Below are 26453 nucleotides of genomic sequence, written 5' to 3'. Positions count from 1 at the left end.
CGTTCACGACCCTCCCGATGCGGTGAAGAACGCCCGGATGTCGTCCACCACGACCTCCGGGACCTCGAGGGCGGCGAAGTGGCCGCCCTTCTCGAAACGGCTCCAGTGCACGATGTTGGAGTTGTCCCGTTCCGCGAACACCTTGATGGTCTGGAAGTCGTCGGCGAACACGGCCACGCCGGTCGGGGCGGCGTTCACCGGGGCGGGCTCGGTGGCGGGGGCGGCCGCGTTGTCGAAGTAGGAACGGGCCATGCCCGCGGCGGCGTTGGCGAACCAGTTGACGGACACCTCGGTGAGGATGGTCTCCAGCGGCACCAGGGACGTGCCGTTGCCGAAGGAGTTGAACAACTCGCTGTAGGCGAGCATCCCGATCGGCGAGTCGCTGAGCCCGGCCGCGACCGTCTGCGGCCTGCTGGCGTTCATGGTGTTGTAGCCGCCGACCTTCTGGAACCACCGCATGTGCTCCAGGCCGGCGTAATCCTGCGGTTCGAGTCGTTCGAACTCGGCGGGGTCGCCCGACGGGAAGGAGAACAGCTGCAGCACGTGCAACCCCAGGAAACCCTCGGGGGCGAGGATGCCGAGTTCGCGGGCGACCATCGCGCCGTGGTCGGAGCCGTGCACGCCGTAGCGCTGGTAGCCGAGCCTGCGCATGAGGGTGTCGTACGCGCGGGCCACGCGGGCGGTGGTCCAGCCCGGTTCGGTGACCGGGTTCGAGAAGCCGAAGCCGGGCGCGTCCGGCACGACGACGTGGAACGCGTCCTCGGCGCGCCCGCCGTGGGCGACGGGGTCGGTGAGCCTGCCGATCACGTCGAGGTAGTCGACCGACGAGCCGGGGTAGGTGTGCGCGAGCAGCAGCGGCGTCGCGCCCTCGTGCGGTGATTCGACGTGGATGAAGTGGATCGGCTGGTTCTCGATCTCGGTGACGAAGTGCGCGTGGGCGTTGATGCGCTCCTCGGCGGCCCGCCAGTCGAACGCCCGCCACGCCGCCACGGCCTCGCGCAGGTAGTGGTTGGGGGTGCCGTGCTCCCAGGTGTCGCCCGGCGCCGGCTGCGGCAGGCGGGTGCGGTCGAGGCGACCGGTCAGGTCGTCCAGCTCGGCCTGCGCGACCTCGATGCGGAAGGGGCGGATCTCCGTGTTCGTCATGGCACAGACGTTAGAGTGCCTATAGGAAAGGTTCGTTCCTATAAGGGGGAGGTCGTCGCAGTGGCCGCGAACACATCGGCGCGGCTCCTCGCGCTCCTGGCGCTGTTCCAGTCGCGCCCGTCGTGGAGCGGCGCCGAACTCGCCGAGCGGCTGGGCGTCACGAGCCGCACCATCCGCAACGACGTGGAACGCCTCCGCACGCTCGACTACCCCGTCGAGGCCACCCGCGGCGCGACGGGCGGCTACCGGCTCGGAGCGGGCGGCAAGCTCCCCCCGCTGCTCCTGGACGACGAGGAGGCGGTGGCCGTGGCGATCGGGTTGCGCGCCGGCCGCGGGATCGCCGGGCTGGAGACCTCCAGCGCCCGTGCGCTGGCCAAGCTCGAACAGGTCCTGCCGCCACGCCTGCGGCCGACGGTGGAGGCGCTGGCCTCGGTGGTCGACCACGCGCCGGAGAACACCGACACCGACGCCCCGGACCCCGAGGTCGACCCCGCCGTGCTGCGCACCATCGCGACCGCGATCCACGACGTGGAGTGGTTCCGCTTCGACTACCGCGACGCCTCGCTGCTCGTCGAGCCCTACCGCCTGCTCGCCTGGAAGCGGCGCTGGTACCTCGTGGCCCGCGACCCGTCCAGCGGCGAGTGGGACGCCTACCGGGCGGACTGGATCACGCCACGCATGCGCACCCACCGCCGGTTCGCCCCCACCGCCCTCCCCGACGAGGACTACACGAGCTTCACCATGCGCCGTGTCGCGTTCACCGGCTGGCAGGTGCACGCGCGCCTGCGGGTCGACGCGCCGGCCCAGGCCGTCCTCGACCGGATCCACCCGGGCGTCGGCGTGGTCGAGACGGTCACCGACACCACCTCGGTCCTCGTCACCGGCGCCGACTCGCTGGACACGATCGCCGCCTACATCGGCATGCTGGGCATGGACTTCACCGTCGAGTCGCCCGGCGAGCTCAGACCACTGCTGCGCACCCTCGCGGAGCGCTACGCCCGCGCCTGACCACCGGTTCCCGGCGGGAGCGGGGCATCGGCGAGCCGGCCCACCTGCGCGGACCGTCCGATCGGGCGGTGGCTTGACGAAGTCTTGACGTTGGCCCGGCGGGCGACTTAGGGTCCGGCATCTCGAAAATTGCCGGATCTAAGACGAAACTTTCGAACGCCGCCGTCGCAGTCGTCCGAGAAAGCGAAGAACCGCAATGAAGCCGATCCGCCTCGTCACCGCCGCGCTCGCCGCGATGGCGCTGACCACGCCGCTGGCCCCGGTCGCCTCGGCCGCCCCCGCCGGCGACCTGTCACCCGGCCACGCGAAGAAGGACACCCTGCGCTGGGTGGCGCCCAAGGGGTTCTACATCGGCACCGCCGCAGCCGGTGGCGGTCACCACGAGTCGCAGCCCTACCCCGACCCGTTCACCAAGGACCTCGAGTACCGCGAGGTGCTGGCCAAGGAGTTCAGCTCGGTCTCGGCCGAGAACCAGATGAAGTGGGAGTACATCCACCCGGAGCAGGGCCGCTACAACTTCGGGATGGCCGACGCCATCGTGAAGTTCGCCCAGCGCAACCGCCAGGTGGTCCGCGGGCACACCCTGCTGTGGCACAGCCAGAACCCGGCGTGGCTGGAGCAGGGCGAGTTCACGCCCGACGAGCTGCGCAAGATCCTGCGCGACCACATCAGGACCGTGGTCGGCCGCTACAAGGGCAAGATCCAGCAGTGGGACGTGGCCAACGAGATCTTCGACGACTCGGGCAACCTGCGCACCACCGACAACATCTGGATCCGCGAGCTCGGCCCCGGCATCATCGCCGACGCGTTCCGCTGGGCGCACCAGGCCGACCCCAAGGCGCAGCTGTACTTCAACGACTACAACGTCGAGGGCGTCAACGCCAAGAGCAACGCCTACTACGCGCTGATCAAGGACCTGCTGGCGCAGGGCGTGCCGGTCGACGGCTTCTCCGCGCAGTCGCACCTCAGCACCCGGTACGGCTTCCCCGGTGACCTGCAGACGAACCTGGAGCGGTTCGCCGACCTGGGCCTGGGCACCGCCATCACCGAGCTGGACGTGCGGATGGACCTGCCGGCGGACGGCGTGCCGACCGCCGAGATGCTGGCCAAGCAGGCCGACTACTACAACCGGACGCTGACCGCGTGCCTCAACGTCGAGGGCTGCGACTCCTTCACGATCTGGGGCTTCACCGACAAGTACTCCTGGGTGCCGGTCTTCTTCGAGGGCGAGGGCGCGGCGACCGTGATGTGGGACGACTTCACCCGCAAGCCCGCCTACGACGCCATGCGGTGCACGCTGGCCAAGGCGTCGGTCGCGCGCGGCGAGCGCCACCCGCACCTGCCGGCCTGCGCCAAGTAGCACCGGCGCGCCACCGGTCGCGTCACCACGAGCCGTCGGCCCCCGTTCGGATGAACATCCGGGCGGGGGCCGACCTCCATTCGCCATGATGGGCCGATGGCGACCCTCGTGGCCTTCCACGCCCACCCCGACGACGAGGTGCTGCTGACCGGCGGCACGCTCGCCCGCGCCGCCGCCGAGGGCCACCGGGTGGTGGTCGTGGTGGCGACCGACGCCATGGGCGTCGCGTCCTCGTCCGAACCGGACCGGTTGGCCGAGCTGCGGGAGAGCGCGGCCGTGCTCGGCGTGCACCGGGTCGAGCACCTGGGTTACGCGGACAGCGGCCACGGGCCGGTGCTGTACCCGGACCCGCCGGGCCGGCGGCGGTTCGCCCGCGCCGACACCGACGAGGCGGCCGGTCGGCTGGCCGCGATCCTGCGCGAGGAGAACGCCGACCTGCTGCTCAGCTACGACGCCAACGGCGGCTACGGCCACCAGGACCACGTGAAGGTGCACGAGGTGGGCGCGCGGGCCGCCGAGCTGACCGGGGTCCGGGTGCTGGAGGCGACGATGCCCCGCCACGCGGTCGAGCGCCTGGCCCGCCTGGTCCGGGCGCTGCGCATCCCGTTCCGCTACGACGTCGACACCCTGCGCGCGGCCTTCAGCCCCGCCTCGGCCATCACCCACCGGGTGGTCGTGCGGCGCTTCGCCCGCCGGAAGCAGGCCGCGCTGGCGGCCCACCGCTCGCAGGTGCACGGACGTGGCAGGCTCTCCCCCGTCTTCCGGTTGCTGGTCGGCCTGCCCGCGCCGGTGTTCGCGCTGGTCCTGGGCTGCGAGTGGTTCGTGGAGGCCCGGCCGCGGTGCGCTCAGGTCCACCGTCGCCGCACGGAAGGGTGAGACGCAGACCACTGCGCAGCGGGAACACCTGACGCGTCCGGACCGTTGGAAGCTTCGGTCGGTGCGGTCCGTGTCCCCGGGCCTCACCCAGCGCCGTCGCGGAATACCGTCAGGCTGGAGCCGCGTCGAGCCATTCGCCGAGAGGCGACCGCCGCGCCGACCCCTCAGCTCCCCCGCCGCGCTCAGGCGGCGACCGGCCTCAGTAGGCCAGGAACAGGATCTCGTCGCGCGAGTAGTCGTGACCCGGGTGGTTCTCCTTGAGGTGCTGCTGGGTCTTCGTCACCAGGTCGTCCTCGTCCTGACCGGTGATGTGCTCGCCGCAGGGGCAGGTGATGTTCCGCTTCATCGCAATCCTCCGCTGGTGATCTCTCCCCGTCGACTGTACTGAAAAGCGGGGGCGGCGCGGTCCGGAGGAGTTCGGTGGGACGACGGGGCCGGCCCCGCGGCGTCGTTGCCGCGGGGCCGGCCCGGCCGAGGCGTCAGCCGGCGTGCGCCTCGAACTCGGCGAGCTGCGCGGCGGGCCAGCCCGTGTTGCCGGTGAACGTCAGCCGCAGGTACCGGTGATCGGCCGACACCGGGATGCTCACCTGGTTGCCCGACGCCGGGTCGAACCGGTGCCCGGCCGACGCGACGAGCTGGCCGTACGCGCCGCCGTCGACGCTGCCCGACACGCTCAACGTCTGGGTCCGGGCGGCCCACGCGGCGGCCGGCGGCAGCTTCAGCACGATCCGGTTCACCGCGACCCGGCTGCCCAGGTCCACGGTCAGCGACTGCGGGAAGGCGTTGTTCGGGCTCTCCCAGTAGGAGTTGGCATCGCCGTCGACCGCGTTGGACGCCGGGAAGCCGCCGTTGGCCGAGCCCTGGACCGGCTTGCCGCGCGCCACGTTGCCGGTGGGCGGCGGGGTGGTGGTCGTGGTCGTGGTGGTCGGCGCCTGGCCGGCGTAGACCTCCAGCTCGGCCAGCTGGGCCGCGGGCCAGGCGGTGTTGCCGGTGAACGTCAGCCGCAGGTGCCGGTGGGCGCCGGAGACCGGGATGGTGACCTGGTTGCCGGACGCCGGGTCGAACCGGTGGCCGGTGGGCGCCACCACCTGGCCGAAGTTGGCCCCGTCGGCGCTGCCGGACACGCCCAACGTCTGGGTCCGGGCGGCCCACGCGGCGGGCGGCGGGAGCTTGAGCACCAGCCGGCCGACGTTCTCCGACCGCCCGAGGTCGACGGTCAGCGACTGCGGGAACTGGTTGTTGGCGCTCTCCCAGTAGGTGTTGGCGTCGCCGTCGACCGCGGCGGACGCCGGGAAGCCGCCGTTCGAGGTGGACGCGGTGACCGACTTGCCCCTGGCCAGGTTGCCACCCGGCGGAACGGTGGTCGTGGTCGTGGTGGTGGTGGTGGTCGTCGTGGTCGGCGGGTTGGTGGGGTCGGTGTACACCGGGTCCGGCCACGGGCCGCAGTACGGCGTGCCGTCCCAGCCGGAGTTGCCCGTGCCCCGGGTGATCTGGAACCCGTTGTCGCCCAGGCAGCTGTAGATCCCGGCCCGGCCGAGGCCGGTCGCGGTGACGTTGGTGAACGACGCCGAGCCGGGCGACTGGAGCTGGACGCCGAACGTGCCGGCGCCGTTGATCCGCACGCCGTTGAAGTGGACGTTGGTGATGGTGCCGCTGATGAACTGGATGGCCTCGTAGTTGCTGTCGACCAGGTCGGTGTCGGTGACGTCGATGCGGCCGTTCATCGCGCCGTCGCGGGCGTCGAACCACAGCGCGCCCACGCCGAACTGCCAGTTGGAGTCGAGCACGCCCGCGCGCAGCGTGGTGTTCCTGGACAGCGTGGTCGTGCCGGACAGGGGCACCGAGGAGAACCGGTTGCCGACGTGGATGCCGCCGCCCTGGTCCTGGGTGTCGGCCACGACGTTCTCGGTGGCGGTGTTGTCCCGGCCGCCGTAGATGGCGATGCCGTTGGCCTTCATCGGCACGACCACGGTGTTGCGGCGGATCGTGTTGCTGTGGTCGGCCTGCTGCTCGGACCAGAACGCGATGCCGTCGTCGCTGATGTTGCGGAACAGGTTGTGCTCGATCAGCACGTTGCTGATGCCGCGGTGCAGGTTCATGCCGTCGGCGAGCTGGTCGACGACCTTGTTGCCGCGGATGGTGAGGCCGGAGAACGGGCCGTCCAGCCACAGGCCGACCTTGGTGTGCTGCAGGAACATGCCGGAGATGACCGAGCCGCCGCCCAGCGCGCCGCCGATGGCGTTGGTCTGGTCGCAGTCGACCCGGTTGGTGACCTCGCCGATGATCGCGAAGTCGTGCAGGCCGACGCGGCTGCTGACGCCGGAGTTGCCGCCCTGGCCGCAGCTCGACGGCTCGCCGAGGCCGTAGAAGCCGACCCGGTCGCCGGTGACGACGCTGTGCCAGTGGCCCGCGCCGCGGACGGTGACCTGGTCGACGGTGATGTGCTTGGTGACGGTGAACCGGCCGGCCGGGATCCACACCTCGCGGCCGGACGCCCTGGCGGCGGCGACCGCGGCGTCGAAGGCGGCGTTGTCGTTGCCGCCGTCGTTGGGGGCGGCGCCGTGCTCGGTGACGGAGACGGAGTTGGCGGGCCGGGTGGCGGGCGGGGCGACGAGCTCGAAGTCGGCCAGGTCGATCGTGTAGGACGGCGCGGTGTCGCCCGCGTCGACCTGGAGCTTCACCTTCGCGCCCGCCGGGAGGGTGCGCGGGAACAGGGCGCGGGTGGAGTCGTAGAGGTGGTGCGGCTTGCCCTGGTTGGGGTCGTTGGCGTAGGGGTAGCCGCCGTAGCGCCAGGCGTACTTCGAGGTGAGCGTGAGGCTGCCGGTCTTGGCGCCGTCGAGGTAGAGCGACAGCGGCGCGGTGATGCCCGCGCCGCCGTTGCCGTCCGGGACGCTGTAGCGGATGTCGATCGAGTTCGCGGGCTCGGTGAGGGTGAACTCGACGTACCTGCCCTGGCCGGACAGCGTGACGGCGCGGCGGCCGGACGCCTCGCCCTCCAGCGTGCCCTGGCGGCGGCCGGGGCCGATCTTCGCGCCGTTGGTGGCGGCGTTCTCGGCCTCGTGCTCGACGAAGGGCACGTCGGCGCCGCGTCCGGGGACGTCGAACGGTGACGTGGCGACCGCCGCGGCGGCGGGCTGGGTGGGCTGGGCGGCGACCTCGCCGGGTGCGGCGGCGACCGTGATCGCGGTGAGCAGGGACGTGGCCACCGCCGCCGCGCCGAGCGCCAGGGGACGCCGGAGGGTGGGGTTGACTCGCATGGGTTCAGCCCTTCGTTGGACGGGACCTCAAGGTGCGGGCAGGGATGTCACAGGGTGTGGCGTGGCGCACACCATAAGCAGCCCGAACGAGTGACCGCAAGATGTCTACGACATCGCGCAAATCTTTGACTACCGGTCGGCTGACCTCATGCAGCGGTTTCACCGGACCGACAAGCGACATGGCCAGCGCTTTCGGCGGCTTCGCGCGGTTCCGGGGTCGTTGTTCGACGGACGGCCGCGCAACCGGCTTGCGTTCGCTTGCGCGCGTCGGTGTCCGCTTGCGCGCGTCAGTAGGCGCCGCTGAGCTTGCGGTGGTCCCAGGACACCACGGACGTGGGCGTGAAGCGCAGCCCGACGCGCTTCACCGCCTGCGCGGCCACGAACGCGTCGAGCTCGGGCCCGCTGTGCCCGGAGTAGCGCGTCGCGACCGCCGCGCCGATGCGGGCGACCTCCGCCCGCTCCTCGACCAGCCGCACGTCGCACTCCATGGCGACGCCGCGCAGCTGGTCGTAGGTCTCCCCCGCCTCCAGCTGCAGGGTGGCCCGCGGGTCGCGGCGCAGGTTGGCGACCTTCTGCGAGGCGCGGTAGGTCCAGCCGGCCAGCTCGCCGTCCCGCGCCACGAACCACAGCGGCGCCAGGTGCGGCCTGCCGTTCGGGCCGATCGTGGCCACCGTGACGACGCGCTGCTCCTCCAGGAACGCGCGCACCTCGTCGGTCGTCATCGTGATCAGGGCCCGGCGCGACATGCGCGTCAGGATAGGCGGCTGCCCTCGCGCTCGGTCGGCGAGCCGGGTCCGGCGGCGAGGTCGCCGACGAGGCCGCGGTCCAGCAGGTCCAGGAACACGTCCACCAGCTCCGGGTCGAACCGGGCGCCGCGACCGGCCCGCAGCTCGCGCACCGCCTGCTCGTGGGTCAGCGCCCGCCGGTGCGGCCGGTCGGCGCGCATCGCGGCCCACGTGTCGCACACGGACAGGATGCGCGCCTCGATCCGGATGTTGTCGCGGGTCAGCCCGGCCGGGTAGCCGGCGCCGTCCCACCGCTCGTGGTGCTGCCGGATGACCTGGGCGACCTCGCCGTGGTCGGGCAGCACGCCCACCATCCGGGCGCCGCTGTCGGGGTGCTCGTGCAGCAGGTGCCACTGCTGGTCGGTCAGCGGGCCGGACTCGGTCAGCAGGTCGTCGGGCAGCACGATCATGCCGACGTCCAGCAGCCGTCCCGCGCGGTGCGCGGTGCGCACCTCGGCCGGGTCCCGCTTCAGGTGCTCGGCGACGGTCCGCGCCCACTCGGCGATGGCCAGACTGCGCCCGGGACTCGCCACGCGCAGGTCGACCAGGTCCGCGACCTGGTTCAGGTAGTCCACCGCGACGTCCTCCCGGTGTTCGGTGAGCGATGTGCCGCCGGCGACCGCCCGGTCCCGGCCAAGGTCCTTGGCCAGGTACAGCGCGCGGTCCGCGGCGGACACCAACGCGGACGCGGTGCCGTAGTGCGGCGCGAACGCGGCGGTGCCGGCGGAGAGCGTAACCGTCACCGAGCGCCGACCGCTCACGGCGATCGGGTGCTGGGACACGCCGTGCCGCAGCCGTTCCGCGAGGCGGCTCGGGTTCTCGCCGTCGGCGCCGGTCGCGATCAGCGCGAACTCCTCGCCGCCGTACCGGGCGAGCACCCGGCCCTCGCCGGCGACCGCGCGCAGCCGGTCGGCCACCTCGACCAGCACCCGGTCGCCCGCCGGGTGCCCGAACCGGTCGTTGATCGACTTGAACCGGTCGACGTCGAGGATGACCACGCCCAGCGGCGCGCCGGTCCGCCTGGCCTTGGCGATCTCGTCGGCCAGCCGCGCCTCGAAGTACCGGCGGCTGCGCAGCCGGGTGAGGCTGTCGGTGATGGCGAGCCGGCGCTGGTCCACGGCCAGGCCTGCGAGGCGGGTGGCGGTGAGCGCGAACAGCACCGCGCAGCCCGTCGCGATCACCGGGATGTCGCGGCGCACGCCCTGGGCGTTCTGCACGAGCAGCAGCGCCGGCCCGATCAGCGCGCCGGTGGACAGCACGGCCAGCCGGGGCCAGCTCAGCCGCAGCGCGGGCACGTCGGCGGCCTGCGCGATGCGGCCCATCGACGGGTGCAGCGCGCACGCGCCGAGCGCGAGGTTGCCGGTCAGCCAGATCGCGTCGAGGAAGTTGCCCGCCGTGTAGCTGAGGTCCAGGCGTTGCAGCACGTACACGGTGTCGGCGGTGAGGATCGCGGCCAGCCACAGGGCCAGCAGCACGAACGACGCGTCACGGCGTCCGGCGCCGAACAGCAGGCGCAGCGAGACCAGCAGCAGCACCAGGTCCATCAGCGGGTAGGCCAGCGACACCAGTTCGACCAGCAGGGGCGTGCCGAGGCGGGTCTGCGGGCCGATGACGAACACCCAGGACAGCAGGCCCGCGACGACGGTGAGCGAGGCGGCGTCGAGCAGGCCGGGCAGGTCGCGGTCGGGGCGGCGCTGCCGGGTGAGCATGAGCAGGCCGACCACGACCAGCGGGTAGTGGCCGAGGTAGAAGACGTCGGCGACGGACGGGTAGCCCGTCTCGTTCAGCACGTAGTGCGAGACGTAGAACGTGGCGTCGGCCAGGGCGTACACCAGCTGGCTCAGGCCGAGCACGAACCAGGGCGCACGGGCTTCGGGGCGGTTGCGCCGCACGCCCCACCAGACGGCGAGGGCGGCGGACGTGCTCACCGCGCAGTAGACGACGACCCGCAGCGGGATCGTGCCCACGAAGATCGGCAGGGCGTAGTAGACCGCGACCGATAACAGGCCGAAAAGCAGGTATCCGGTCCACACCCGGTGCTGCTTTTCGATCGGGATTCCGCGGTTCTTTACCGACGTGGCTCCGGCGACGCGCAATCCCGGCTCTCCCCACTGAGGCAACGCTGACGTTCGGCACGGCTGAGTCATGAGACCGGTGAACGGGAGTCCCAGTCAATCCCTGTTGCCGAGTCTTCATCCTCCCATGCCCATCCGCCAGTCGTGGACGGGCTCTATAGAGTGCCTATTGGCCATGCCGCGGTCACCGGTGACGTGCGGCTCCGGGCGGGAGGGGGAACGGTGGCGAAGGACGCGAAAGCCCTGTTGGAGCGGGTGCGCGAGGAGCTGAAGGGCGAGGGTGGGACGAACCGGCTGGTGCCGTTGATCGCCGCCGGCGAGGCGCCCTTGGGCACGTTGCGGGCGTTGGCGGCGGAGGAGCACCGCATCGTGCAGAGCGACTGGCGAGCGTTCCTCACGTTGGCCGCGCAGTCGACCGAACCGGCGCAGCGGGAGTTCTTCGCCGCGGTCGCGGGTGGTGAGGGACTGGCGTTGGCCAAACTGGCCGATTTCGCCGCCGCGACCGGCCTGACCCCGGACGACGTGGCCGAGTACCGGCCGTTGCCGGGATGTCAGGCATATCCGTCGTACGTGGCCAGGCTGGCGTTGGACGGCAATCCGCACGACGCCCTCCTGGCGATTCTGGCGAACTTCGCGGAATGGGGCGGCTATTGCGCGGCGATCGCCGCGGCGCTGCGCGAGCACTACGGTTTCGACGACGCGGGCTGCGCGTTCTTCGACTTCTTCGCCGAACCCGCGCCGGAGCTGGACGCCCTGGGCCTGCGCGCGCTGGACCAGGTTCTCGCGACCGGCTGGCGCCCCGCCGCCGCGATGCCCGCCGCCCGCCTCCTGCACTCCTACGAACTCCTGTTCTGGAACACCCTGGCCGACCTCCCCTGACCACGAGAGTCCAACCTCCGGCTCGCGAGAGTCCAACGTCCAGGACCACTGAGTTCTACGTTCAGGCGCCGCCGAGCGTTCAACTCGGGGTGCGTGAGCGTTGGACTCTCGCGAGCTGAGCGTTGGACTCTCGCGGGGTCAGTGGGGGACGGAGGGTTGGGCGGTCCAGTTCTCGGGGAGGTCGGGGCGGCCGAAGAGGTAGCCCTGGGCGTAGGCGCAGCCGGCGTTGCGCAGCCAGTCGGCCTGGGCCTCGGTCTCGATGCCCTCGGCGACGGTGTGCGCGCCCAGGACGTCGGCCAGGTCGATGATGCAGCGCACGACGCCCGCGGTGCGGCCGGTGTCGTCCAGCGACCCGGTGAACGACTTGTCGATCTTCACCACGTCGAACGGGTACCGCTGCAGGTAGCTCAGCGACGAGTACCCGGTGCCGAAGTCGTCCAGCGCCACCCGCACGCCGGTCTCCCGCACCTCCATCAGCCCGCGCATCGCGGCGCCGTCGGCCCAGACCGACTCGGTGACCTCGATGGTCAGCCGCTCCGGCGGCAGGCCGGTGGTCTTGAGCACCCGGTCCAGCGACGGCAGGAACCCGGGCGCGGACAGCTGCCGGGTGGACACGTTCACCGTCACGCCGAGCGCGCGTCCCTGCTCGCGCCACCGCATGGCCTGCTCGCACGCGCCCGCCAGCACCTTGTTGCCCAGCGGCACGATGATCCCGGTCTCCTCGGCCAGCCCGATGAACTCGCCGGGCCCGAGCAGCCCGTGCCCCGGCCGCTGCCACCGCACCAGGGCCTCCGCGCCGGCCGCCGTGGACGTGGCCAGGTCCACGATCGGCTGGTAGTGCAGCACCAGCTGCCCCTCGGACACGGCCGCGCGCAGGTCGACCTTGTCGCGCTGCCGGGCCAGCACCCGCTCCCCCATCTCGGGCTGGAACAGCCGGATGCGCGCGCCGCCCTCCCGCTTGGCCACGTACATGGCGGTGTCGGCGTCGCGCAGCAGGTCCGCCGTGCCGACGCCGGGCGAGGACACGGCGATGCCGACGCTGGCCCGGATCACCGTCTCGTGCCCCAGCCCGGTCAGCGGCCGGGCCAGCTCGGACAGGACGCGGGTGGCCAGCCGGGCCGCGTCGCGGACGTCGTGGCCGGCGGCGAGCACGGCGAACTCGTCGCCGCCCAGCCGCGCGGCGGTGGCCACGGGTCCGATGGCGCGGCCGATCCGCTCGGCCGCCGACACCAGGTACCAGTCGCCCGCCTCGTGGCCCTCGGCGTCGTTGACCTCCTTGAAGCCGTCGAGGTCGATCACCAGCAGGCCGACTGCCTCGCCGGCGCGCAGCGCCTCCTCCACCAGGTGCAGGAAGTGGGTGCGCCCGGCCAGGCCGGTCAGCTCGTCGCGCTCGGCGCGGGTGCGCAGCGCGTCCTCCCACTCGCGGCGCTTGCTCACGTCCAGCGCGGTGACGAGGGTGTGCGGCTCGGAGACGTGCTCGACGGGCACGGCGTGCACCGCCAGGACGCCGGTCGAGCCGTCGGTGCGGCGCACCTCGACCTCGACCTCGACCTCGACCTCGGCGGCGCGGCAGCCCTGGTCGCAGGTGGCGATGTCGGGGCCGTGCGGGCAGGGCACCCGGCCCGGCCGGTCGGGCGTCCACGCCAGCAGCTCGCGGGCCCGGTCGTTGTGCAGGCGCGGCGAGCCCTCGGCGTCGAGCAGCACGAGCCCGACCGGGCTGGCCCGCACGACCGCCTCGACGGTGCGGTGGGCATCGCCGACGAGCCGGGACGAGCGGGACGTCTCGTGCAGCGCCATCGCGCCGACCACGAGCCCGACCAGCGGCATCAGCGCGGCCAGGACGAGCGGGCCGGACACCGCGGCGGGGGTGGCGGCGAACCACACCGCGCACCCGCTCAGGTAGCCCAGCAGCGCGGGCAGCGCTTTGAGCGGGAACAGGCCGTGGTCGCCGCGCAGCGCGCGCCGCACGGTGACCGCGAACAGGAAGGCGATGACGGGTTGCGGGTTGGGCAGCACGAACGCGCCGCCGTGGGCGACGACGCACTCGACCGCCGCGACGAGCCAGCTGTCCCGCTTGGGGCGCAGCCACCACGACACGAGCACGAGCGGCACCAGGGCGGCCAGGACGAAGTGGCCGGGCCCGGTGCCGACGAAGAACAGCTGGAGTGTGAACGCGACGGCGCTGAGCCAGGCGTAGATCTCGGCCAGCTTCCTGGTCCGGCGTGGTCCGGTCTGATCGGGTGATGAGAGCGGATCGTCCACCACGCTGCGGAGTGGACGAGCCACGCCCGGTTACCCCCAAGTCAAACGGCCTGTGATCGACGCGTTGCGTCACCGAAGATGGAACTATCCATATCGGTGTGCGCGTTCTCAACCGCCATTCGGGTGAGTCCATTATGGACTCCGCTACGCAGGGCAAACCGCGCGCGTTCAGGGGCCGGGAGGCGTCCCCTCGGCCGAATCGCCGCCGGGGAGCGGGTCGGGGGTCTTCTCGGCGAGGTCCGCGGCGAGCGCCTTCGCCTCGTCGATGTTGCGCTGGGACTCGGCCAGCCGCTCGTCCTGCGCGGCCGCGTCGGTCAAGTCGTCACCGGTCGGGCTGTCACCGGTCGTGCCGACCGGGTTGTCGTCGGTCGTGTCGATCTTCTCGTCAGGCATGCGACCAGGGTTTCCGCCCGCCCCGGGGCCAAACCGGGCCGGACTTGGACACCGGCCGCGCGGCGGGTTACCGTCGATAAGAGCCCGCTGGTTCGTAAAGCCCGTCGAGGAGCACCCGATGTCGAGCACGACGACCGCGCCACCCCGTCCGTCCGCTCGGCGGCGCGTCACCTTCACGGCGGTGCTGGTGACGGTGACCCTGTTGCTCTTCTGGGTGCCGTGGACGGCGCTGCTCCCGCCGTCCGCGCGGTGGCCGTGGCCGGTGCAGGCGGTCGGCACGGCGTTCTTCGCGATGGTCACGGTGGCGTTCCCGCTGCTGATGGTCCGCGCGCACGGCCGCCGGCACTCCGACCGGGTCTCCCGCGTCGCGCACCTGCTGCTCGGCGTGGTGTGGGTGTTCTTCTCGTGGGCCGTGATCGCGCACGCGCTGCGGCTCGTGCTGGCGGTCGCGGGGGTGGAGAACCCGTTCCGCGCCCGGTTGCTCGCGGTGGCGCTGCTAGTGGTCGGCACGCTCCTGGTCGCCTACGGCATCCGCGAGGCGCGCAGGGTGCCGCGGGTGAAGCGGACCGACGTGGTGCTCCCCCGGCTCGACGAGGCGTTCGACGGGCTGACCATCGCGGTGCTCGCCGACACCCACTACGGCGCGATCGACCGCACGAAGTGGTCCGTGGGCACGGTGGCGGCGGTCAACGGGCTGGACCCGGACGTCGTGGTGCACGTCGGCGACATCGCGGACGGCACGGTGGCGCAGCGCCGCGGTCAGGCGGCCGCGCTGGGCGACGTGCGGGCGGCGCACCGGTTCTACGTCTCGGGCAACCACGAGTACATCGGCAACGCCCAGGCGTGGCTGGACCACATGGCCGAGCTGGGGTGGACGAGCCTGCACAACCAGCACCGGGTGCTGGAGCGCGGCGGGGCCCGGTTGGTGTTCGCGGGCGTGGACGACGTGACCGGCGCGTACTCCGGCGAGGCCGGGCACGGCGCGGACCTCGACGCCGCGCTGGCGGGCGTCCGGGCCGAGGACCCGGTGGTGCTGCTGGCGCACCAGCCCAGCGAGATCGGCAAGGCGGTGGCGGCGGGCGTGGACCTCCAGCTGTCGGGGCACACGCACGGCGGCCAGATCTGGCCGTTCCACCTGCTGGTGCGGTTGCAGCAGCCGGTGCTGGCGGGCCTGAGCCGGCACGGCGAGCGGACGTGGCTCTACACGAGCCGGGGCGCGGGGTTCTGGGGTCCGCCGCTGCGGGTCTTCGCGCCCAGCGAGATCTCCCTGCTGACCCTTCGCACCGCCTGACGGGATCGCGTTCCGGGGACGGGCCGACGCCCCACTCGTTCGTGCGACAGGCGTTGATGGCGGGACGTCGTCGTCGCACGCTCCACAGGAGAGGGACGGCCGGGCCCTCGGAGCCGACGCCGAGAAGGCGGCCTTCGCCGCCGCGGCGAAGACGTTGAAGGCGCAGGCCATCGGCCGCAACTACGACTGGTTCGTGCGCACCCACATGTCGTACTCCAACGCGGTGGACGGCCACCGGTTCGCGCACATGTCGCCGTCGTTCCTGCCGTGGCACCGGCAGTACCTGCTGGAGCTGGGGAAGGCGTTGAAGGCGCACGACCCGGCGGTGGACCTGCCGTGCTGGGACCGGGCGGCCGACCCGGTCGACCGCCGGCGCGCCGTTCACCCCGGACTTCACGGGCGGCAACGGGTCGGGCGGGAACGGGCCGGTCGCCACCGGGCCGGTCGCGGGCGCCGTGAAGTGGCGGATCAACGTCAGCGCCACGTCCTCGACGGCGTTGCGGCGGGCGATGGCATTGCGCGGCTCGCTGCCGACGGTGTCCGACGTGGACACCGCGGCGGGCGTGTCGACCTACGACGTGCCGCCGTGGGGTTCGGCGTCCAGCGGCGGGGTGCGCGACCGGGCGGGCGGGCACGTGGCGCGGGTCGACTCGCCCAACGACCCGGTGTTCTTCCTGCACCACTGCAACGTCGACCGGGTGTGGTCGCGCCGGCAGGCGCGCTGGGGCTTCGGGACCGCGCAGCACCTGCCGGGCGGGGGCGTCGCGGACGTGGTCGACGTCGACGAGGCGCTGCGACCGTTCGGGGTCGCGGTGGCCGCCACCCTGGACCACCGCGGCGCCTGCACGTACGGGTGAACGGTCAGTAGGCCCGGTTGCCGGAGGCGGGCGGGTCGTAGTCGTAGTCGTCCTCGGGCACGTCGAACGGCAGGGGCCGGTTGGTCCACGAGTCGACCAGCACCACGATCCCGGCGATGACGATGACGACGACGCCGACCCAGGCCAGGCCGCCCCAGATCAGGATGCCCGCGATCAGCACCAGCGGCAGGACCATGAACAGGCAGAACGGGTCCACTCGCCCGAAATGCCGCCGTCCTCCGGAACTCGCCATCTACGCCCTCCCCGTCAAGCACCTCGCCGGGTGAACTTACGCGACGGGTGGGGGTGGGTGGTCACCCGGGCGTCACTCACCGCGTTGTTCCCGGCCGGGGTAGCGACCGGCGGAGCGCTCGGCCACCGTGGCGAGCACGGCGAGCAGGACCATCCCGGCGCCGAGGCCGAGGTGCAGGAGGTTGTCGGCGGGGTTGACCGGGGCGAAGTTGGCCGGGCCGCCCTCGTGGTCGATCGAGTGGACGACCGAGCCGTAGATCCACAGCAGCAGGTAGGCGAACCCGCCGGCGACGAGGAACAGGCGGGACGCGCCGCGGGTGGCGGCGGCCAGGACCCCGGCCACGCCGAACAGCAGGTGCAGGGCGTTGTGCAGGACCGACACCTGGAACACGCCGAACAGCTCGGCCCCGGAGTGCGGGCCGGCGAAGGTGATCCGGTCGAGGTCCGCGGTCGCGCCCGGCACGAAGCCGAGGACCCCCACCAGCAGGAACACCACGCCCACGAACAGGGCGAGCGCCTGGACGGGGCGGCGACGGGCGCCGACTCGTTCGGCCGAGGTGGTCATGGCAGCTCCTCCGATCACGCTGTTGGGCTTGGCGTACCCGGAGGGGGTCCGGTGAAACGACGATCACTCGCTTCCGCACGTGCGGCGCTACACTGGCCGTCGTGCCGAATCTGCGGATCAGCGAGGCCGCTTCCCTGCTCGGGGTGAGCGACGACACAGTGCGCCGGTGGGTGGAGCAGGGCCGGTTGGCGTCGGTGCGGCTCGACAGCGGGCGCAAGGGTGTCGACGGCCGGGAGCTGGCGGTGTTCGCGCAGCGGCTGGCCGAGGCGCCGGAGCCGGGGGTGACGGTGGCGGCGTCGGCGCGCAACCGGATGCGCGGGATCGTCACGCGGGTGGTGAAGGACGGGGTGATGGCGCAGGTGGAGCTGCAGGCCGGGCCGTTCCGGGTGGTGTCGCTGATGAGCCGCGACTCGGCCGACGAGCTGGGCCTGGAGGTCGGCAGCGTGGCGGTGGCCTCGATCAAGTCCACCCACGTCGTGGTCGAGGTCCCGGAGGCGTGATGCGCGCGCTGGCGCTGGTGGCGCTGCTCGTGGTGGCCGGGTGCGGCGGCACGGGCCCGCGGGAGCGGGTCACGGTGTTCGCGGCGGCGTCGCTGACCGGGACGTTCACCGTGTTGGGCGACGAGTTCGAGGCCGCGCACCCCGGCGTGGAGGTGGTGTTCAACTTCGGCGGCAGCTCGGCGCTGGCGCGGCAGCTCGGGCAGGGCGCGCCGGCGGACGTGTTCGCCTCGGCCGCGCCCGCGAACATGGCGGAGGTGGCGGACGCGGGCGGGACGGCCGCCGAGCCGGTGGTGTTCGCGCGCAACCGGTTGGAGATCGCGGTGCCGCGCGGCAACCCGGCGGGGGTCGCGGGGTTGGCCGACTTCGGCGACGAGGCGGCGAAGGTCGCGGTGTGCGCGGAGCAGGTGCCGTGCGGCGCGGCGGCGCGGCGGGTGTTCGCGGCCGCCGGGGTGACCGCCCGGCCGGACACGGTGGAGCAGGACGTGAAGGCGGTGCTGACCAAGGTGCGGCTGGGCGAGGTGGACGCGGGGCTGGTGTACCGGACCGACGTGCGGGCGGCGGGCGGCGAGGTGGAGGGCATCGGGTTCGCCGAGGCGGACGACGCGGTCAACGACTACCCGATCGCGCCGCTGGCGGGCGCGCCGAACGCGGCGGGCGCGCGGGCGTTCGTGGAGCACGTGCGGTCCGACCGGGGCCGGGCCGTGCTGGCCGAGGCCGGGTTCGACGTGCCGTGAGGTCGACCCGCCGTCGGACCGGGGGCGGGCTGCCCCCGGTGCTGGTGCTGCCGGCCGTGCTGGGCCTGGCGTTCCTGCTGGTGCCGCTGGCGGGGCTGGTGGCGCGCGTGCCGTGGCGGACGCTGCCGGCGCGGTTGGCGGACGCGGAGGTCGGCGAGGCGCTGCGGTTGTCGCTGGTGTGCGCGACGCTGGCGACGGCGCTGTGCCTGGTGCTGGGCGTGCCGCTGGCGTGGTTGCTGGCGCGGGGCGAGGTGCCGGGGCGGGGTGTGCTGCGGGCGCTGGTGACGGTGCCGCTGGTGCTGCCGCCGGTGGTGGGCGGGGTGGCGCTGCTGTTCGTGCTGGGGCGGCGCGGGCTGGTCGGGCAGCACCTGGAGGCGTGGTTCGGCGTGTCGCTGCCGTTCACCACGGCCGGGGTGGTGCTGGCGGAGGCGTTCGTGGCGATGCCGTTCCTGGTGATCTCGGTGGAGGGGGCGTTGCGCGCGGCCGACCCGCGGTACGAGGAGGCCGCGGCGACGCTGGGCGCGTCGCGCTGGCTGGCGTTCCGGCGGGTGACGCTGCCGTCGGTCCTGCCGGGCGTGGTGGCGGGGACGGTGCTGTGCTGGGCGCGGGCGCTGGGCGAGTTCGGGGCGACGATCACGTTCGCGGGCAACTTCCCGGGCGAGACGACGACGATGCCGCTGGCGGTGTACCTGGCGCTGGAGACCGATCCGGAGGCGGCGATCGTGCTGAGCGTGGTGCTGCTGCTGGTGTCGGTGGGCGTGCTGGCCGCGTTGCGCGACCGGTGGATCAGCGGGCCGACGTGACGCTGCGCGCGGTGCTGGAGGTGGCGCGCGACCGGTTCCGGCTGGTCGCGGAGCTGGTGGTGGAGCCGGGCGAGGTGGTGGCGCTGCTCGGCCCGAACGGGGCGGGCAAGACCACGGCGTTGCGCGCCCTGGCGGGGTTGCTGCCGTTGACCGGCGGGCACGTCCGGGTGGGCGGGCGGACGTGGGACGAGCCGCCGGGAGTGTTCCTGCCCGCGCGGCAGCGGCCGATCGGCGTGGTGTTCCAGGACTACCTGCTGTTCGCGCACCTGTCGGCGCTGGAGAACGTGGCGTTCGGCCTGCGGGCGCGGGGCGCGGGGCGGGCGGCGGCGCGGGCGGAGGCGGCGCGGTGGCTGGACCGGGTGGGGTTGGCGGAGCACGCCGGGGTGCGGCCGCGCGCGTTGTCGGGCGGGCAGGCGCAGCGGGTGGCGCTGGCGCGGGCCCTGGCGACCGGCCCGGAGCTGCTGCTGCTGGACGAGCCGCTGGCGGCGCTGGACGCGGCGACCCGGGTGCACGTGCGCGCCGAGCTGGGCCGGCACCTGCGGGACTTCCCCGGGCACGCGGTGCTGGTGACGCACGACCCGGTGGACGCGATGGTGCTGGCCGACCGGCTGGTGGTGCTGGAGCGGGGCCGGGTGGTGCAGGAGGGCACGCCGACCGAGGTGGCGCGGCGGCCGCGCACCGACTACGTCGCGGACCTGGTGGGCCTGAACCTGTACCGGGGCACGGCGGAGGGGACGGCGGTGGCGCTGGACGGGGGCGGGGCGTTCACCGTCGCGGAGCCGGCGTCGGGGCCGGTGCACGTGGTGTTCCCGCCCACGGCGGTGGGGCTGCACCCGCGGCGGCCGGCCGGGAGCCCGCGCAACACGTGGCGCGTGGCGGTGGCCGCGATCGAGCAGCACGCGCACACCACGCGGGTGCGGTTGGACGGCGCGCCGCCGGTGCTGGCGGACGTGACCACGGCGACGGTGGCGGAGCTGCGGTTGCGGCCGGGTGACGTGCTGTGGGCCGCGGTGAAGGCGACGGAGACGCACGTCTACCCCCGTCTGTGATCACCTGATCACTCCCCTTTAGCTGCCCTGCTTGACACTTCACCCCGGTCGGTGTTCACTCGGCGTCGTACTGAGTGACTGACCACTCACACCTGGAGGACGGATGGGCGAGACGCCGACGGACCGGGTCCTGGAGGTCGTGCTGCCGGGCGTGGTCGAGCCCGACGGCCTCGAACTGCGCCGCCGCGAACGGCCCGCGCCCGGCGCGGGGCAGGCGCTGGTGCGGGTCGAGGCGTCCGGGGTGTCGTTCGCCGAGCAGCAGATGCGCCGGGGCAGGTACTACGACCAGCCCGCGTTCCCGTTCGTGCCGGGCTACGACCTGGTCGGCACGGTCGCCGAGGTCGGGCCGGGCGTGGACCCGGCGCTGGTGGGCGGGCGGTTCGCGGCGCTGACGAAGGTCGGCGGCTGGGCCAGCCACGCCGTGGTGGACGCCGCCGACCTGGTGCCGGTGCCCGACGGCGTCGACCCCGCCGAGGCGGAGGCGCTGGTGGTCAACGGCCTCACGGCGTGGCGGATGCTGCACGACGTGGCGGGGGTCGCCGCCGGGCAGACGGTGCTGGTGCACGGCGCGAACGGCGGCGTCGGCTCGACCCTGGTGCGGCTGGCCCGGTTGGCGGGCGCACGGGTGATCGGCACCGCGTCGCCGCGCCACCACGACGCGGTGCGGGCGCTGGGCGCGACCCCGGTCGACTACCGCGACGCCGACCTGCCCGCCAGGGTGCGCGCGCTGGCGCCCGGCGGGGTGGACGCGGTGTTCGACCACGTCGGCGGTCCCGGGATCGTCGACTCCTACCGGCTGCTCGCGCCGCGCGGCGCGCTCGTCGCCTACGGCACCGCCTCCACCCGCGACCGGCGGGGGTCGGCCCGGCTGCCGGTGCTGGCGCTGTTCGCCCGGCTGCTGTGGTGGAACGCGCTGCCCAACGGCCGCACCGCCACGTTCTTCAACGTCTGGGCGGGCAGGCGGGCCGCGACCCGCTTCCGCGCCCGCCTGGCCCGGGACCTGGGCGCGGTGTTCGGCCTGCTGGCCGAGGGGTCGCTGCGGCCCGAGGTGGCCGCGCGGGTGCCGCTGGAGCGGGTCGCGGACGCCGTGCGGCTGGCCGAGTCGGGCACGGTCACCGGCAAGGTCGTGCTGGTCCCCTGAGCCCGCCGGTCCCCTGACCCGTGCCGTCCTTCGACCGCGCCGGTCCCCCGGCCGGCCGGGGTCACATGCGGTCGGGGGCCTCGATCCCCAGCAGGGACAGGCCCAGGGTCAGGGCGCGGGAGGTCAGCCGCGCCAGCACGAGGCGGGACCGGCGGGTGCGGTCGTCCTCGGCCTGCGCGATCGGGCAGCTCTCGTAGAACGCGGAGAACGCGACCGCCGTCTCGTACAGGTAGGTGCACAGCTTGTGCGGCGCGTACTCCTCGGTCGCGGTGGCCAGGGCGGCCGGGAACTGCAGGACCTTCACCGCCAGGGCGCGTTCGGCGGGTTCGGCCAGGACCACCGGGGTGCCGGGTTCGGCGTCGTGCCCGACGCGGCGCACGATCGACAGCACGCGCGCGTTGGCGTACTGGAGGTAGACGGAGGTGTTGCCCTCCATGGCCAGCATCCGGTCCCAGGCGAAGACGTAGTCCTTCTCGCGGTCGCCGGACAGGTCGGCGTACTTGACCGCGCCGATGCCGACGGCGCGGGCCACCCGCCCCTGCCCCTCGGGGTCCTGTTTGGACCGTTCGCCGACGACGGCGGCGGCGCGGTCGACGGCTTCGCGCAGCAGGTCGACCAGCTTCACCGTGCCGCCGGCGCGGGTGCGCAGGATCTTGCCGTCCTCGCCGAGGACGGAGCCGAACCCGATGTGGGCGGCGCGGTGGTCGTCGTCGAGCCACCCGGCGGCCCGGGAGGCGGCGAAGACCATCCGGAAGTGCTGGGCCTGGGGCGTGCCGACGAGGTAGAGCAGGTCGGTGGCGCCGCGGTCCCGGGTCCAGTAGCGGGCGGTGGCCAGGTCGGTGCCGGCGTAGCCGTAGCCGCCGTCGCTCTTGCGCACGATCAGCGGGAGGGGTTCGCCCTCGCGGTTGGTGAAGCCGGGCGGGAACACGCACACGGCGCCGTCGCTGACCTCGGTGAGGCCCTTGGCCTCCAGCTCGTCCACGACCTCGTCCAGGAACGGGTTGTAGAAGCTCTCGCCGTAGTAGTCCCCGTCGGTCAGCTTCACGCCCAGCAGCTCGTAGACGGTGGCGAAGTGCCGCTCGGACTCGCGCACCAGCTCCCGCCACAGCGCCAGGGTCGGCTCGTCGCCGCCCTGCAGGGCCACGACGCGGTGGCGGGCCCGGTCGGCGAAGGCGGGGTCGGCGTCGAACTTCTTGCGCGCCTGCTGGTAGAAGCCGTCGAGGTCGCCGATGGAGTGCTCGCCGGAGGTCCAGCCGAGGTCGACCAGGTGCTCGATGAGCATGCCGAAGGGGGTGCCCCAGTCACCGAGGTGGTTGTGCCGGATCACCTCGTGGCCCGCGAACTCCAGCAGCCGCACCACGGCGTCGCCGATGATGGTGGACCGCAGGTGGCCGACGTGCATCTCCTTGGCCACGTTGGGGCTGCTGTAGTCGATGGCGTACCGGCGGGGCCGGGCCTCGGGCACGCCCAGCCGGTCGTCGCCGAGCAGGCGGGAGGTGTGCTCCTGGAGCCAGTCGCGGCGCAGGGTGAGGTTGACGAACCCCGGTCCGGCGACCTCGGGCGGCTCGACCAGGTCGGCGGCGTCCAGGTGCTCGACGAGGGCGGCGGCGACGTCGCGGGGCGGTCGGCCGAGCCTCTTGGCCAGGCTCATGGCGACGTTGCACTGGTAGTCCGCGCCGCGGCCGGGGGCGGCGGGTCGGATCAGCGCCTCGACGGGGGTGATGTCCACGTCGAGCGCCGCCTTCAGCGCGTCGGCCACCCGCAGGCCCAGTTCGAGCCCGATGTCTCCAGCCAGCACCCGGTCATCCTCCATCGCGTCCGGAATCGATCGGGCGATTGTCCGGCACGGCGCCTTTCGGCGCGAAACGACTTTGCTGCTCGCGGCGGCGTGGGGGGCGACGGCGTACTCGTGCGACGACCGGTTCGAGCGGCACGCGGCCGAGGCGCCGGGCGGGGTGGCGGCGCGGCTGGTGTCGTGGTCGGCGGGCGAGCGGTTGGCGCGGCCGGTCGGGGTGCAGGTGGCGGACCGGTTCGCCGCGTACCGCGAGCAGTTCCCGCTGGTCGTGCGGGACGTGGCCGCGATCGGCGGCGCGGTGGTGGTCGAGGGCGCGGCGCTGCTGCCGGAACTGGTGGCGGGGTTGGGTGTGCCGGCGGCGCGGGCGGCGTGGCTGGTGCCGACGCCGCGGTTCCAGGTGCGGCACTACGCGCGGCGGGCGTGGGCGCGGGAGCTGCTGCGGGACGCGCCGGACCCGGGCGGCGCGTTCCGGCGGTGGATGCGGCGCGACGCGCGGTTCGCCGCCGCCGTCGCCGGACAGGCCCGCGACCCGGGCCACCGGGTGGTCGTGGTGGACGGGTCGCGGTCGGCCGCCCGGATCGCCGCGGACCTGTTCGGGGTGGACCGGCGTGGGGCCGGCCGGGTCAGGGGCGTTTGAGCAGCACCAGCGCCTCCCACGGGTGCAGGTCGGCGCGGCCGGTGGTGATCCGCGCCTGGCCGAGGTTGGTCAGGACGACGTCGGCGGCGGTCCAGCCGGGGTCGAGGTCGACGGCCTGCGGCGCGCCGCCGAGGTTGGCCACGACGAGCAGCCGGTCGCCGTCGAGGGCGCGTTCGTAGGCGTAGACGTGCGGGTGGTCGGCCAGCAGCATGCGGAAGTCGCCCAGGGCGACCACGGGCTGCTCGTGGCGCAGCGCGATGAGCCGGCGGTAGTGGTTGAACACCGAGTCGGGGTCGTCGTACTGGGCGGCGGCGTTGAGCCAGGTGTGGTTGGGGTTGACCGCCAGCCACGGCTCGCCGGTGGTGAACCCGGCGTGGGGGCTCGCGTCCCACTGCACGGGGGTGCGGGCGTTGTCGCGGCCCATGGCGCGCAGGCCGCGCAGCACCTCGTCGGGGTCGACGCCCGCGGCGACGGCCTCGCGGTGGTGGTTGAGCGATTCGACGTCGCGCAGCTCGTGCACCCCGGCGAACGGGGCGTTGGTCATGCCGAGTTCTTCGCCCTGGTAGACGTAGGGCGTGCCGCGGTGCAGGTGCAGCACGGTGGCCAGCGCGGTCGCGGACTCGCGCCAGTGCTCGCCGTCGTCGCCGAAGCGGGACACCACGCGGGGCTGGTCGTGGTTGTTCCAGTACAGGCTGTTCCAGCCGACCTCGCCCAGCGCGGTCTGCCAGCGGCCCAGCGACGCCTTGAGGTCGCGCAGGTCCAGCGGTTTGGGGTCGAACTTGCCGCCCGGGCCGTGGTCGAGCGAGACGTGCTCGAACTGGAACACCATGTCCAGCTCGCGCCGGGCCGGGTCGGTGAACAGCCGGGCGTCCGCCCACGTCACGCCGGGCATCTCCCCCACCGTCAGCAGCTCGCCCGACCGGCCCTCGAACACCTCGCGGTGCATCTCCCGCAGGAACTCGTGGATGCGCGGCCCCGTGGCGAAGTGCGGGAACCCGTCGCCCAAGCCGCCGACGCCGGTGGTGGCGCCGTCGGGCAGGGCGGGGTCCTTGGACAGCAGGTTGACCACGTCCATCCGGAAGCCGTCCACGCCCCGGTCCAGCCACCACCGCATCATCGCGTGCACGGCGTGGCGGACCTCGGGGTTCTCCCAGTTCAGGTCCGGCTGCTTGCGGTCGAACAGGTGCAGGTAGTACTCGCCGGTCGCCTCGTCGAGGGTCCACGCCGGGCCGGAGAAGAACGACGCCCAGTTGGTGGGCTCCGCGCCCGGCTGCCCGACCTCGAACCCCTCGCGCGGCGGGCGCCACCAGTACCAGTCGCGCTTGGGGGCGTCCCGGGAGGAGCGGGACTCCACGAACCAGGGGTGCTCGTCGGAGGTGTGGTTGACCACCAGGTCCATCACCAGCTTCATGCCCAGCTCGTGGGTCCGGGCCAGCAGCCGGTCGAAGTCCTCCAGCGTGCCGAACACCGGGTCGATCGCCTGGTAGTCGGAGATGTCGTAGCCGTTGTCGGCCTGCGGGGAGGCGTAGACGGGCGACAGCCAGACCACGTCGACGCCGAGCCGTCGCAGGTGGTCGAGCCGGGCGGTGATGCCGGGCAGGTCGCCGACGCCGTCGCCGTCGGAGTCGGCGAAGCTGCGCGGGTACACCTGGTAGACCACCGCGGAGGTCCACCACGGCGCCGCGGTCGTGGTCGCGCGCGTCTGGTCGGGAGTCATCGGCCATCCTCACCCGGGTCGTCGGTCGTCGCCCAAGTTGACCATCCCGCGCGCGGCGGCGCACCCGTCGGGGCGGCGGCGCGGTCCCCTGTGGACGGCGAGCCGGGCCGGGCAGCACGTTCACCGTCGTGGTGCCGCGGGTGGGGTCGGCCGGGGTGGCGCGCCGGGCGCTGGTCAGCCGCGGCACGATCGGCCAGGCGATGGGCGTCCTGATGGCCGCGCACCGCTGCGACGCCGACGCCGCGTTCGGCCGGCTCACCGCGATGTCGCAGCGCCGCGACGTGCAGGCGCGCGACATCGCGGCCGGGCTGTCCGACGGCCGGGCCCCCGCGGTCAGGGGCGCGCGGCCGCCCCGGCGGGACCGGCCGTCCGGGAGGGCACGCGCAGCAGCACGAAGTCGACCTCGACGCGCACCCGGAAGCCCAGCGACTCGTAGAGCCGGATCGCCGCGGTGTTGGACGCCGAGGCGTGCATCATCGGCCGCTCGCCGCGGGCCCGGATCCCGGCCGCGACGGCGTGGACCAGGCGGGTGGCCAGGCCCCGGCCGCGGTGGGCCGGGTCGGTGCACACGGCGCTGATCTCGGCCCAGCCCGGCGGGCGCATGCGCTCACCGGCCATCGCGACCAGGGCGCCGCCGCGCCGGATGCCGAGGTAGCCGCCCAGCTCCACGGTCCGCTCCCGGAACGGCCCCGGCTGGGTGCGGGCCACCAGCTCCAGCATCTCCGGCACGTCCGCCGGCCCCAGCGGCACGGCTTCGGCGTCCTCGGTGGCGACCACGCCGTCGTCCACCAGCTGCACCGCGTCGACCCGCTCGACCGGCTCCCACCCGGCGGGCGGAGTGAGGGCCGTGGTGACCGGCACGACCCCGCCCGGTCCGACCAGCGTCGACAGGTCCGCCCACAGCCGGTCGTCGGGCTCGTCCGGGATCGCCACGAACGGCGCGACGTCCGGCGGGTAGCGCAGCAGCTGCCCGTGCCGTTCGGCGAAGCGGGCGTGCGGCCCGGTCAGCGACGTCCAGGCCGGGTTGTCCAACGGCGAAACCATGCGTCATCCCCCGGGGTTGCGGATCGACCG

Annotated in this window: 24 protein-coding genes and 2 pseudogenes; 14 read left to right on the top strand and 12 right to left on the bottom strand. The window is 73.5% G+C overall.

Going from position 1 to position 26453, the window contains the following annotated elements:
* Positions 1-3: 3 nt before the first annotated feature.
* Positions 4-1143 carry an epoxide hydrolase family protein gene (locus AB0F89_RS25130; RefSeq protein ID WP_367128042.1) on the bottom strand — a complete coding sequence of 380 codons (1140 nt, stop codon included), beginning with the start codon at positions 1141-1143 and terminating at the stop codon, positions 4-6.
* Between the two features lie 60 nt (positions 1144-1203).
* On the opposite strand from AB0F89_RS25130, the gene AB0F89_RS25125 reads away from it, so the two are divergent.
* The 3 genes from AB0F89_RS25125 (at position 1204) to AB0F89_RS25115 (ending at position 4387) form a co-directional block, all read left to right on the top strand.
* The gene (locus tag AB0F89_RS25125) at positions 1204-2151 is read left to right on the top strand and encodes a helix-turn-helix transcriptional regulator (protein ID WP_367128041.1); all 948 of its coding nucleotides are present in this window, start codon (positions 1204-1206) and stop codon (positions 2149-2151) included.
* A gap of 196 nt (positions 2152-2347) precedes the next feature.
* Positions 2348-3511: an endo-1,4-beta-xylanase gene (locus AB0F89_RS25120; protein ID WP_367128040.1), complete on the top strand. Its 1164-nt coding sequence runs from the start codon at positions 2348-2350 to the stop codon at positions 3509-3511.
* A gap of 96 nt (positions 3512-3607) precedes the next feature.
* The gene (locus tag AB0F89_RS25115) at positions 3608-4387 is read left to right on the top strand and encodes a PIG-L deacetylase family protein (protein ID WP_367128039.1); all 780 of its coding nucleotides are present in this window, start codon (positions 3608-3610) and stop codon (positions 4385-4387) included.
* A 199-nt stretch (positions 4388-4586) separates the two neighbouring features.
* Here AB0F89_RS25115 and AB0F89_RS25110 read toward each other — a convergent pair whose 3' ends face one another.
* The 4 genes from AB0F89_RS25110 to AB0F89_RS25095 form a co-directional block, all read right to left on the bottom strand.
* Complete coding sequence (locus AB0F89_RS25110; RefSeq protein ID WP_367128038.1) at positions 4587-4733, bottom strand: DUF1059 domain-containing protein; 147 nt, start codon at positions 4731-4733, stop codon at positions 4587-4589.
* A gap of 133 nt (positions 4734-4866) precedes the next feature.
* Positions 4867-7644 carry a discoidin domain-containing protein gene (locus AB0F89_RS25105; RefSeq protein WP_367128037.1) on the bottom strand — a complete coding sequence of 926 codons (2778 nt, stop codon included), beginning with the start codon at positions 7642-7644 and terminating at the stop codon, positions 4867-4869.
* Positions 7645-7931: 287 nt separating this feature from the next.
* Positions 7932-8390, bottom strand: a complete 459-nt coding sequence (locus AB0F89_RS25100) for a pyridoxamine 5'-phosphate oxidase family protein (protein ID WP_367128036.1) — start codon at positions 8388-8390, stop codon at positions 7932-7934.
* 5 nt (positions 8391-8395) lie between these two features.
* A complete protein-coding gene (locus AB0F89_RS25095) occupies positions 8396-10462 on the bottom strand; it encodes a diguanylate cyclase (RefSeq protein WP_367128035.1) in 2067 nt (688 codons plus the stop codon).
* Between the two features lie 264 nt (positions 10463-10726).
* On the opposite strand from AB0F89_RS25095, the gene AB0F89_RS25090 reads away from it, so the two are divergent.
* Positions 10727-11383, top strand: coding sequence for a transcriptional regulator (locus tag AB0F89_RS25090; protein WP_367128034.1), 657 nt, complete (start codon positions 10727-10729; stop codon positions 11381-11383).
* 138 nt (positions 11384-11521) lie between these two features.
* Here AB0F89_RS25090 and AB0F89_RS25085 read toward each other — a convergent pair whose 3' ends face one another.
* Together AB0F89_RS25085 and AB0F89_RS25080 are read right to left on the bottom strand one after the other, a co-directional pair.
* Positions 11522-13669, bottom strand: coding sequence for a putative bifunctional diguanylate cyclase/phosphodiesterase (locus AB0F89_RS25085; RefSeq protein ID WP_367128033.1), 2148 nt, complete (start codon positions 13667-13669; stop codon positions 11522-11524).
* Positions 13670-13813: 144 nt separating this feature from the next.
* The gene (locus AB0F89_RS25080; RefSeq protein ID WP_367128032.1) at positions 13814-14038 is read right to left on the bottom strand and encodes a hypothetical protein; all 225 of its coding nucleotides are present in this window, start codon (positions 14036-14038) and stop codon (positions 13814-13816) included.
* A gap of 118 nt (positions 14039-14156) precedes the next feature.
* Between AB0F89_RS25080 and AB0F89_RS25075 the strand changes: the two genes are divergently transcribed.
* The 3 genes and pseudogenes from AB0F89_RS25075 to AB0F89_RS25065 all read left to right on the top strand — a co-directional run bounded on the left by AB0F89_RS25075 (position 14157) and on the right by AB0F89_RS25065 (position 16186).
* On the top strand, positions 14157-15329 hold the full coding sequence (locus AB0F89_RS25075) for a metallophosphoesterase (RefSeq protein ID WP_367128031.1): 1173 nt from the start codon (positions 14157-14159) through the stop codon (positions 15327-15329).
* 154 nt (positions 15330-15483) lie between these two features.
* A pseudogene (locus tag AB0F89_RS25070) lies at positions 15484-15681 on the top strand (tyrosinase family protein); the annotation flags it as partial.
* A 103-nt stretch (positions 15682-15784) separates the two neighbouring features.
* The gene (locus AB0F89_RS25065; RefSeq protein ID WP_367128030.1) at positions 15785-16186 is read left to right on the top strand and encodes a tyrosinase family protein; all 402 of its coding nucleotides are present in this window, start codon (positions 15785-15787) and stop codon (positions 16184-16186) included.
* A 4-nt stretch (positions 16187-16190) separates the two neighbouring features.
* Here AB0F89_RS25065 and AB0F89_RS25060 read toward each other — a convergent pair whose 3' ends face one another.
* Positions 16191-16439, bottom strand: coding sequence for a hypothetical protein (locus AB0F89_RS25060; protein ID WP_367128028.1), 249 nt, complete (start codon positions 16437-16439; stop codon positions 16191-16193).
* A 72-nt stretch (positions 16440-16511) separates the two neighbouring features.
* Positions 16512-17003 (bottom strand): DUF4383 domain-containing protein, encoded by a 492-nt coding sequence (locus AB0F89_RS25055; protein ID WP_367128027.1) that lies wholly within the window; start codon positions 17001-17003, stop codon positions 16512-16514.
* A 101-nt stretch (positions 17004-17104) separates the two neighbouring features.
* On the opposite strand from AB0F89_RS25055, the gene AB0F89_RS25050 reads away from it, so the two are divergent.
* The 5 genes from AB0F89_RS25050 to AB0F89_RS25030 all read left to right on the top strand — a co-directional run bounded on the left by AB0F89_RS25050 (position 17105) and on the right by AB0F89_RS25030 (position 21230).
* Positions 17105-17503, top strand: a complete 399-nt coding sequence (locus AB0F89_RS25050; protein ID WP_367128026.1) for a molybdopterin-binding protein — start codon at positions 17105-17107, stop codon at positions 17501-17503.
* A complete protein-coding gene (modA, locus tag AB0F89_RS25045; protein ID WP_367128025.1) occupies positions 17503-18237 on the top strand; it encodes a molybdate ABC transporter substrate-binding protein in 735 nt (244 codons plus the stop codon). Before AB0F89_RS25050 ends, modA begins: the two co-directional genes overlap by 1 nt.
* Positions 18234-19040: a molybdate ABC transporter permease subunit gene (modB, locus tag AB0F89_RS25040; RefSeq protein WP_367128024.1), complete on the top strand. Its 807-nt coding sequence runs from the start codon at positions 18234-18236 to the stop codon at positions 19038-19040. Before modA ends, modB begins: the two co-directional genes overlap by 4 nt.
* The gene (locus AB0F89_RS25035) at positions 19037-20089 is read left to right on the top strand and encodes an ABC transporter ATP-binding protein (protein ID WP_367128023.1); all 1053 of its coding nucleotides are present in this window, start codon (positions 19037-19039) and stop codon (positions 20087-20089) included. Before modB ends, AB0F89_RS25035 begins: the two co-directional genes overlap by 4 nt.
* Positions 20090-20192: 103 nt before the next feature.
* Positions 20193-21230 (top strand): medium chain dehydrogenase/reductase family protein, encoded by a 1038-nt coding sequence (locus AB0F89_RS25030; protein ID WP_367128022.1) that lies wholly within the window; start codon positions 20193-20195, stop codon positions 21228-21230.
* 61 nt (positions 21231-21291) lie between these two features.
* Here the strand turns inward: AB0F89_RS25030 and argS are convergent, their stop codons facing one another.
* Positions 21292-23028, bottom strand: coding sequence for an arginine--tRNA ligase (gene argS, locus AB0F89_RS25025; protein WP_367128021.1), 1737 nt, complete (start codon positions 23026-23028; stop codon positions 21292-21294).
* 73 nt (positions 23029-23101) lie between these two features.
* Here argS and AB0F89_RS25020 point away from each other — a divergent pair, with 73 nt between their 5' ends.
* A complete protein-coding gene (locus AB0F89_RS25020; protein WP_367128020.1) occupies positions 23102-23662 on the top strand; it encodes a hypothetical protein in 561 nt (186 codons plus the stop codon).
* Here AB0F89_RS25020 and AB0F89_RS25015 read toward each other — a convergent pair.
* Positions 23649-25379, bottom strand: coding sequence for an alpha-glucosidase (locus AB0F89_RS25015; protein ID WP_367128019.1), 1731 nt, complete (start codon positions 25377-25379; stop codon positions 23649-23651). The genes AB0F89_RS25020 and AB0F89_RS25015 overlap by 14 nt on opposite strands.
* A gap of 128 nt (positions 25380-25507) precedes the next feature.
* Here AB0F89_RS25015 and AB0F89_RS25010 point away from each other — a divergent pair.
* Positions 25508-25675: pseudogene (locus tag AB0F89_RS25010) on the top strand (ANTAR domain-containing protein); the annotation flags it as partial.
* A gap of 37 nt (positions 25676-25712) precedes the next feature.
* On the opposite strand, the gene AB0F89_RS25005 reads toward AB0F89_RS25010, so the two are convergent.
* Positions 25713-26423: a GNAT family N-acetyltransferase gene (locus AB0F89_RS25005; protein ID WP_367128018.1), complete on the bottom strand. Its 711-nt coding sequence runs from the start codon at positions 26421-26423 to the stop codon at positions 25713-25715.
* Positions 26424-26453: the final 30 nt, after the last annotated feature.

It is taken from the genome of Saccharothrix sp. HUAS TT1 (assembly GCF_040744945.1).
Taxonomy (GTDB): Bacteria; Actinomycetota; Actinomycetes; order Mycobacteriales; family Pseudonocardiaceae; genus Actinosynnema.
This window is presented reverse-complemented; position numbering and strand designations above follow the sequence as displayed.

What these genes read in the sequence shown, in the direction of transcription:
- AB0F89_RS25130 (WP_367128042.1), bottom strand. Translation starts at nt 1,143, where the DNA reads ATGACGAACACGGAGATCCGCCCCTTCCGCATCGAGGTCGCGCAGGCC.
- AB0F89_RS25120 (WP_367128040.1), top strand. Translation starts at nt 2,348, where the DNA reads ATGAAGCCGATCCGCCTCGTCACCGCCGCGCTCGCCGCGATGGCGCTG.
- AB0F89_RS25115 (WP_367128039.1), top strand. Translation starts at nt 3,608, where the DNA reads ATGGCGACCCTCGTGGCCTTCCACGCCCACCCCGACGACGAGGTGCTG.
- AB0F89_RS25110 (WP_367128038.1), bottom strand. Translation starts at nt 4,733, where the DNA reads ATGAAGCGGAACATCACCTGCCCCTGCGGCGAGCACATCACCGGTCAG.
- AB0F89_RS25105 (WP_367128037.1), bottom strand. Translation starts at nt 7,644, where the DNA reads ATGCGAGTCAACCCCACCCTCCGGCGTCCCCTGGCGCTCGGCGCGGCG.
- AB0F89_RS25100 (WP_367128036.1), bottom strand. Translation starts at nt 8,390, where the DNA reads ATGTCGCGCCGGGCCCTGATCACGATGACGACCGACGAGGTGCGCGCG.
- AB0F89_RS25080 (WP_367128032.1), bottom strand. Translation starts at nt 14,038, where the DNA reads ATGCCTGACGAGAAGATCGACACGACCGACGACAACCCGGTCGGCACG.
- AB0F89_RS25075 (WP_367128031.1), top strand. Translation starts at nt 14,157, where the DNA reads ATGTCGAGCACGACGACCGCGCCACCCCGTCCGTCCGCTCGGCGGCGC.
- AB0F89_RS25060 (WP_367128028.1), bottom strand. Translation starts at nt 16,439, where the DNA reads ATGGCGAGTTCCGGAGGACGGCGGCATTTCGGGCGAGTGGACCCGTTC.
- AB0F89_RS25055 (WP_367128027.1), bottom strand. Translation starts at nt 17,003, where the DNA reads ATGACCACCTCGGCCGAACGAGTCGGCGCCCGTCGCCGCCCCGTCCAG.
- modA (WP_367128025.1), top strand. Translation starts at nt 17,503, where the DNA reads ATGCGCGCGCTGGCGCTGGTGGCGCTGCTCGTGGTGGCCGGGTGCGGC.
- AB0F89_RS25030 (WP_367128022.1), top strand. Translation starts at nt 20,193, where the DNA reads ATGGGCGAGACGCCGACGGACCGGGTCCTGGAGGTCGTGCTGCCGGGC.
- AB0F89_RS25015 (WP_367128019.1), bottom strand. Translation starts at nt 25,379, where the DNA reads ATGACTCCCGACCAGACGCGCGCGACCACGACCGCGGCGCCGTGGTGG.
- AB0F89_RS25005 (WP_367128018.1), bottom strand. Translation starts at nt 26,423, where the DNA reads ATGGTTTCGCCGTTGGACAACCCGGCCTGGACGTCGCTGACCGGGCCG.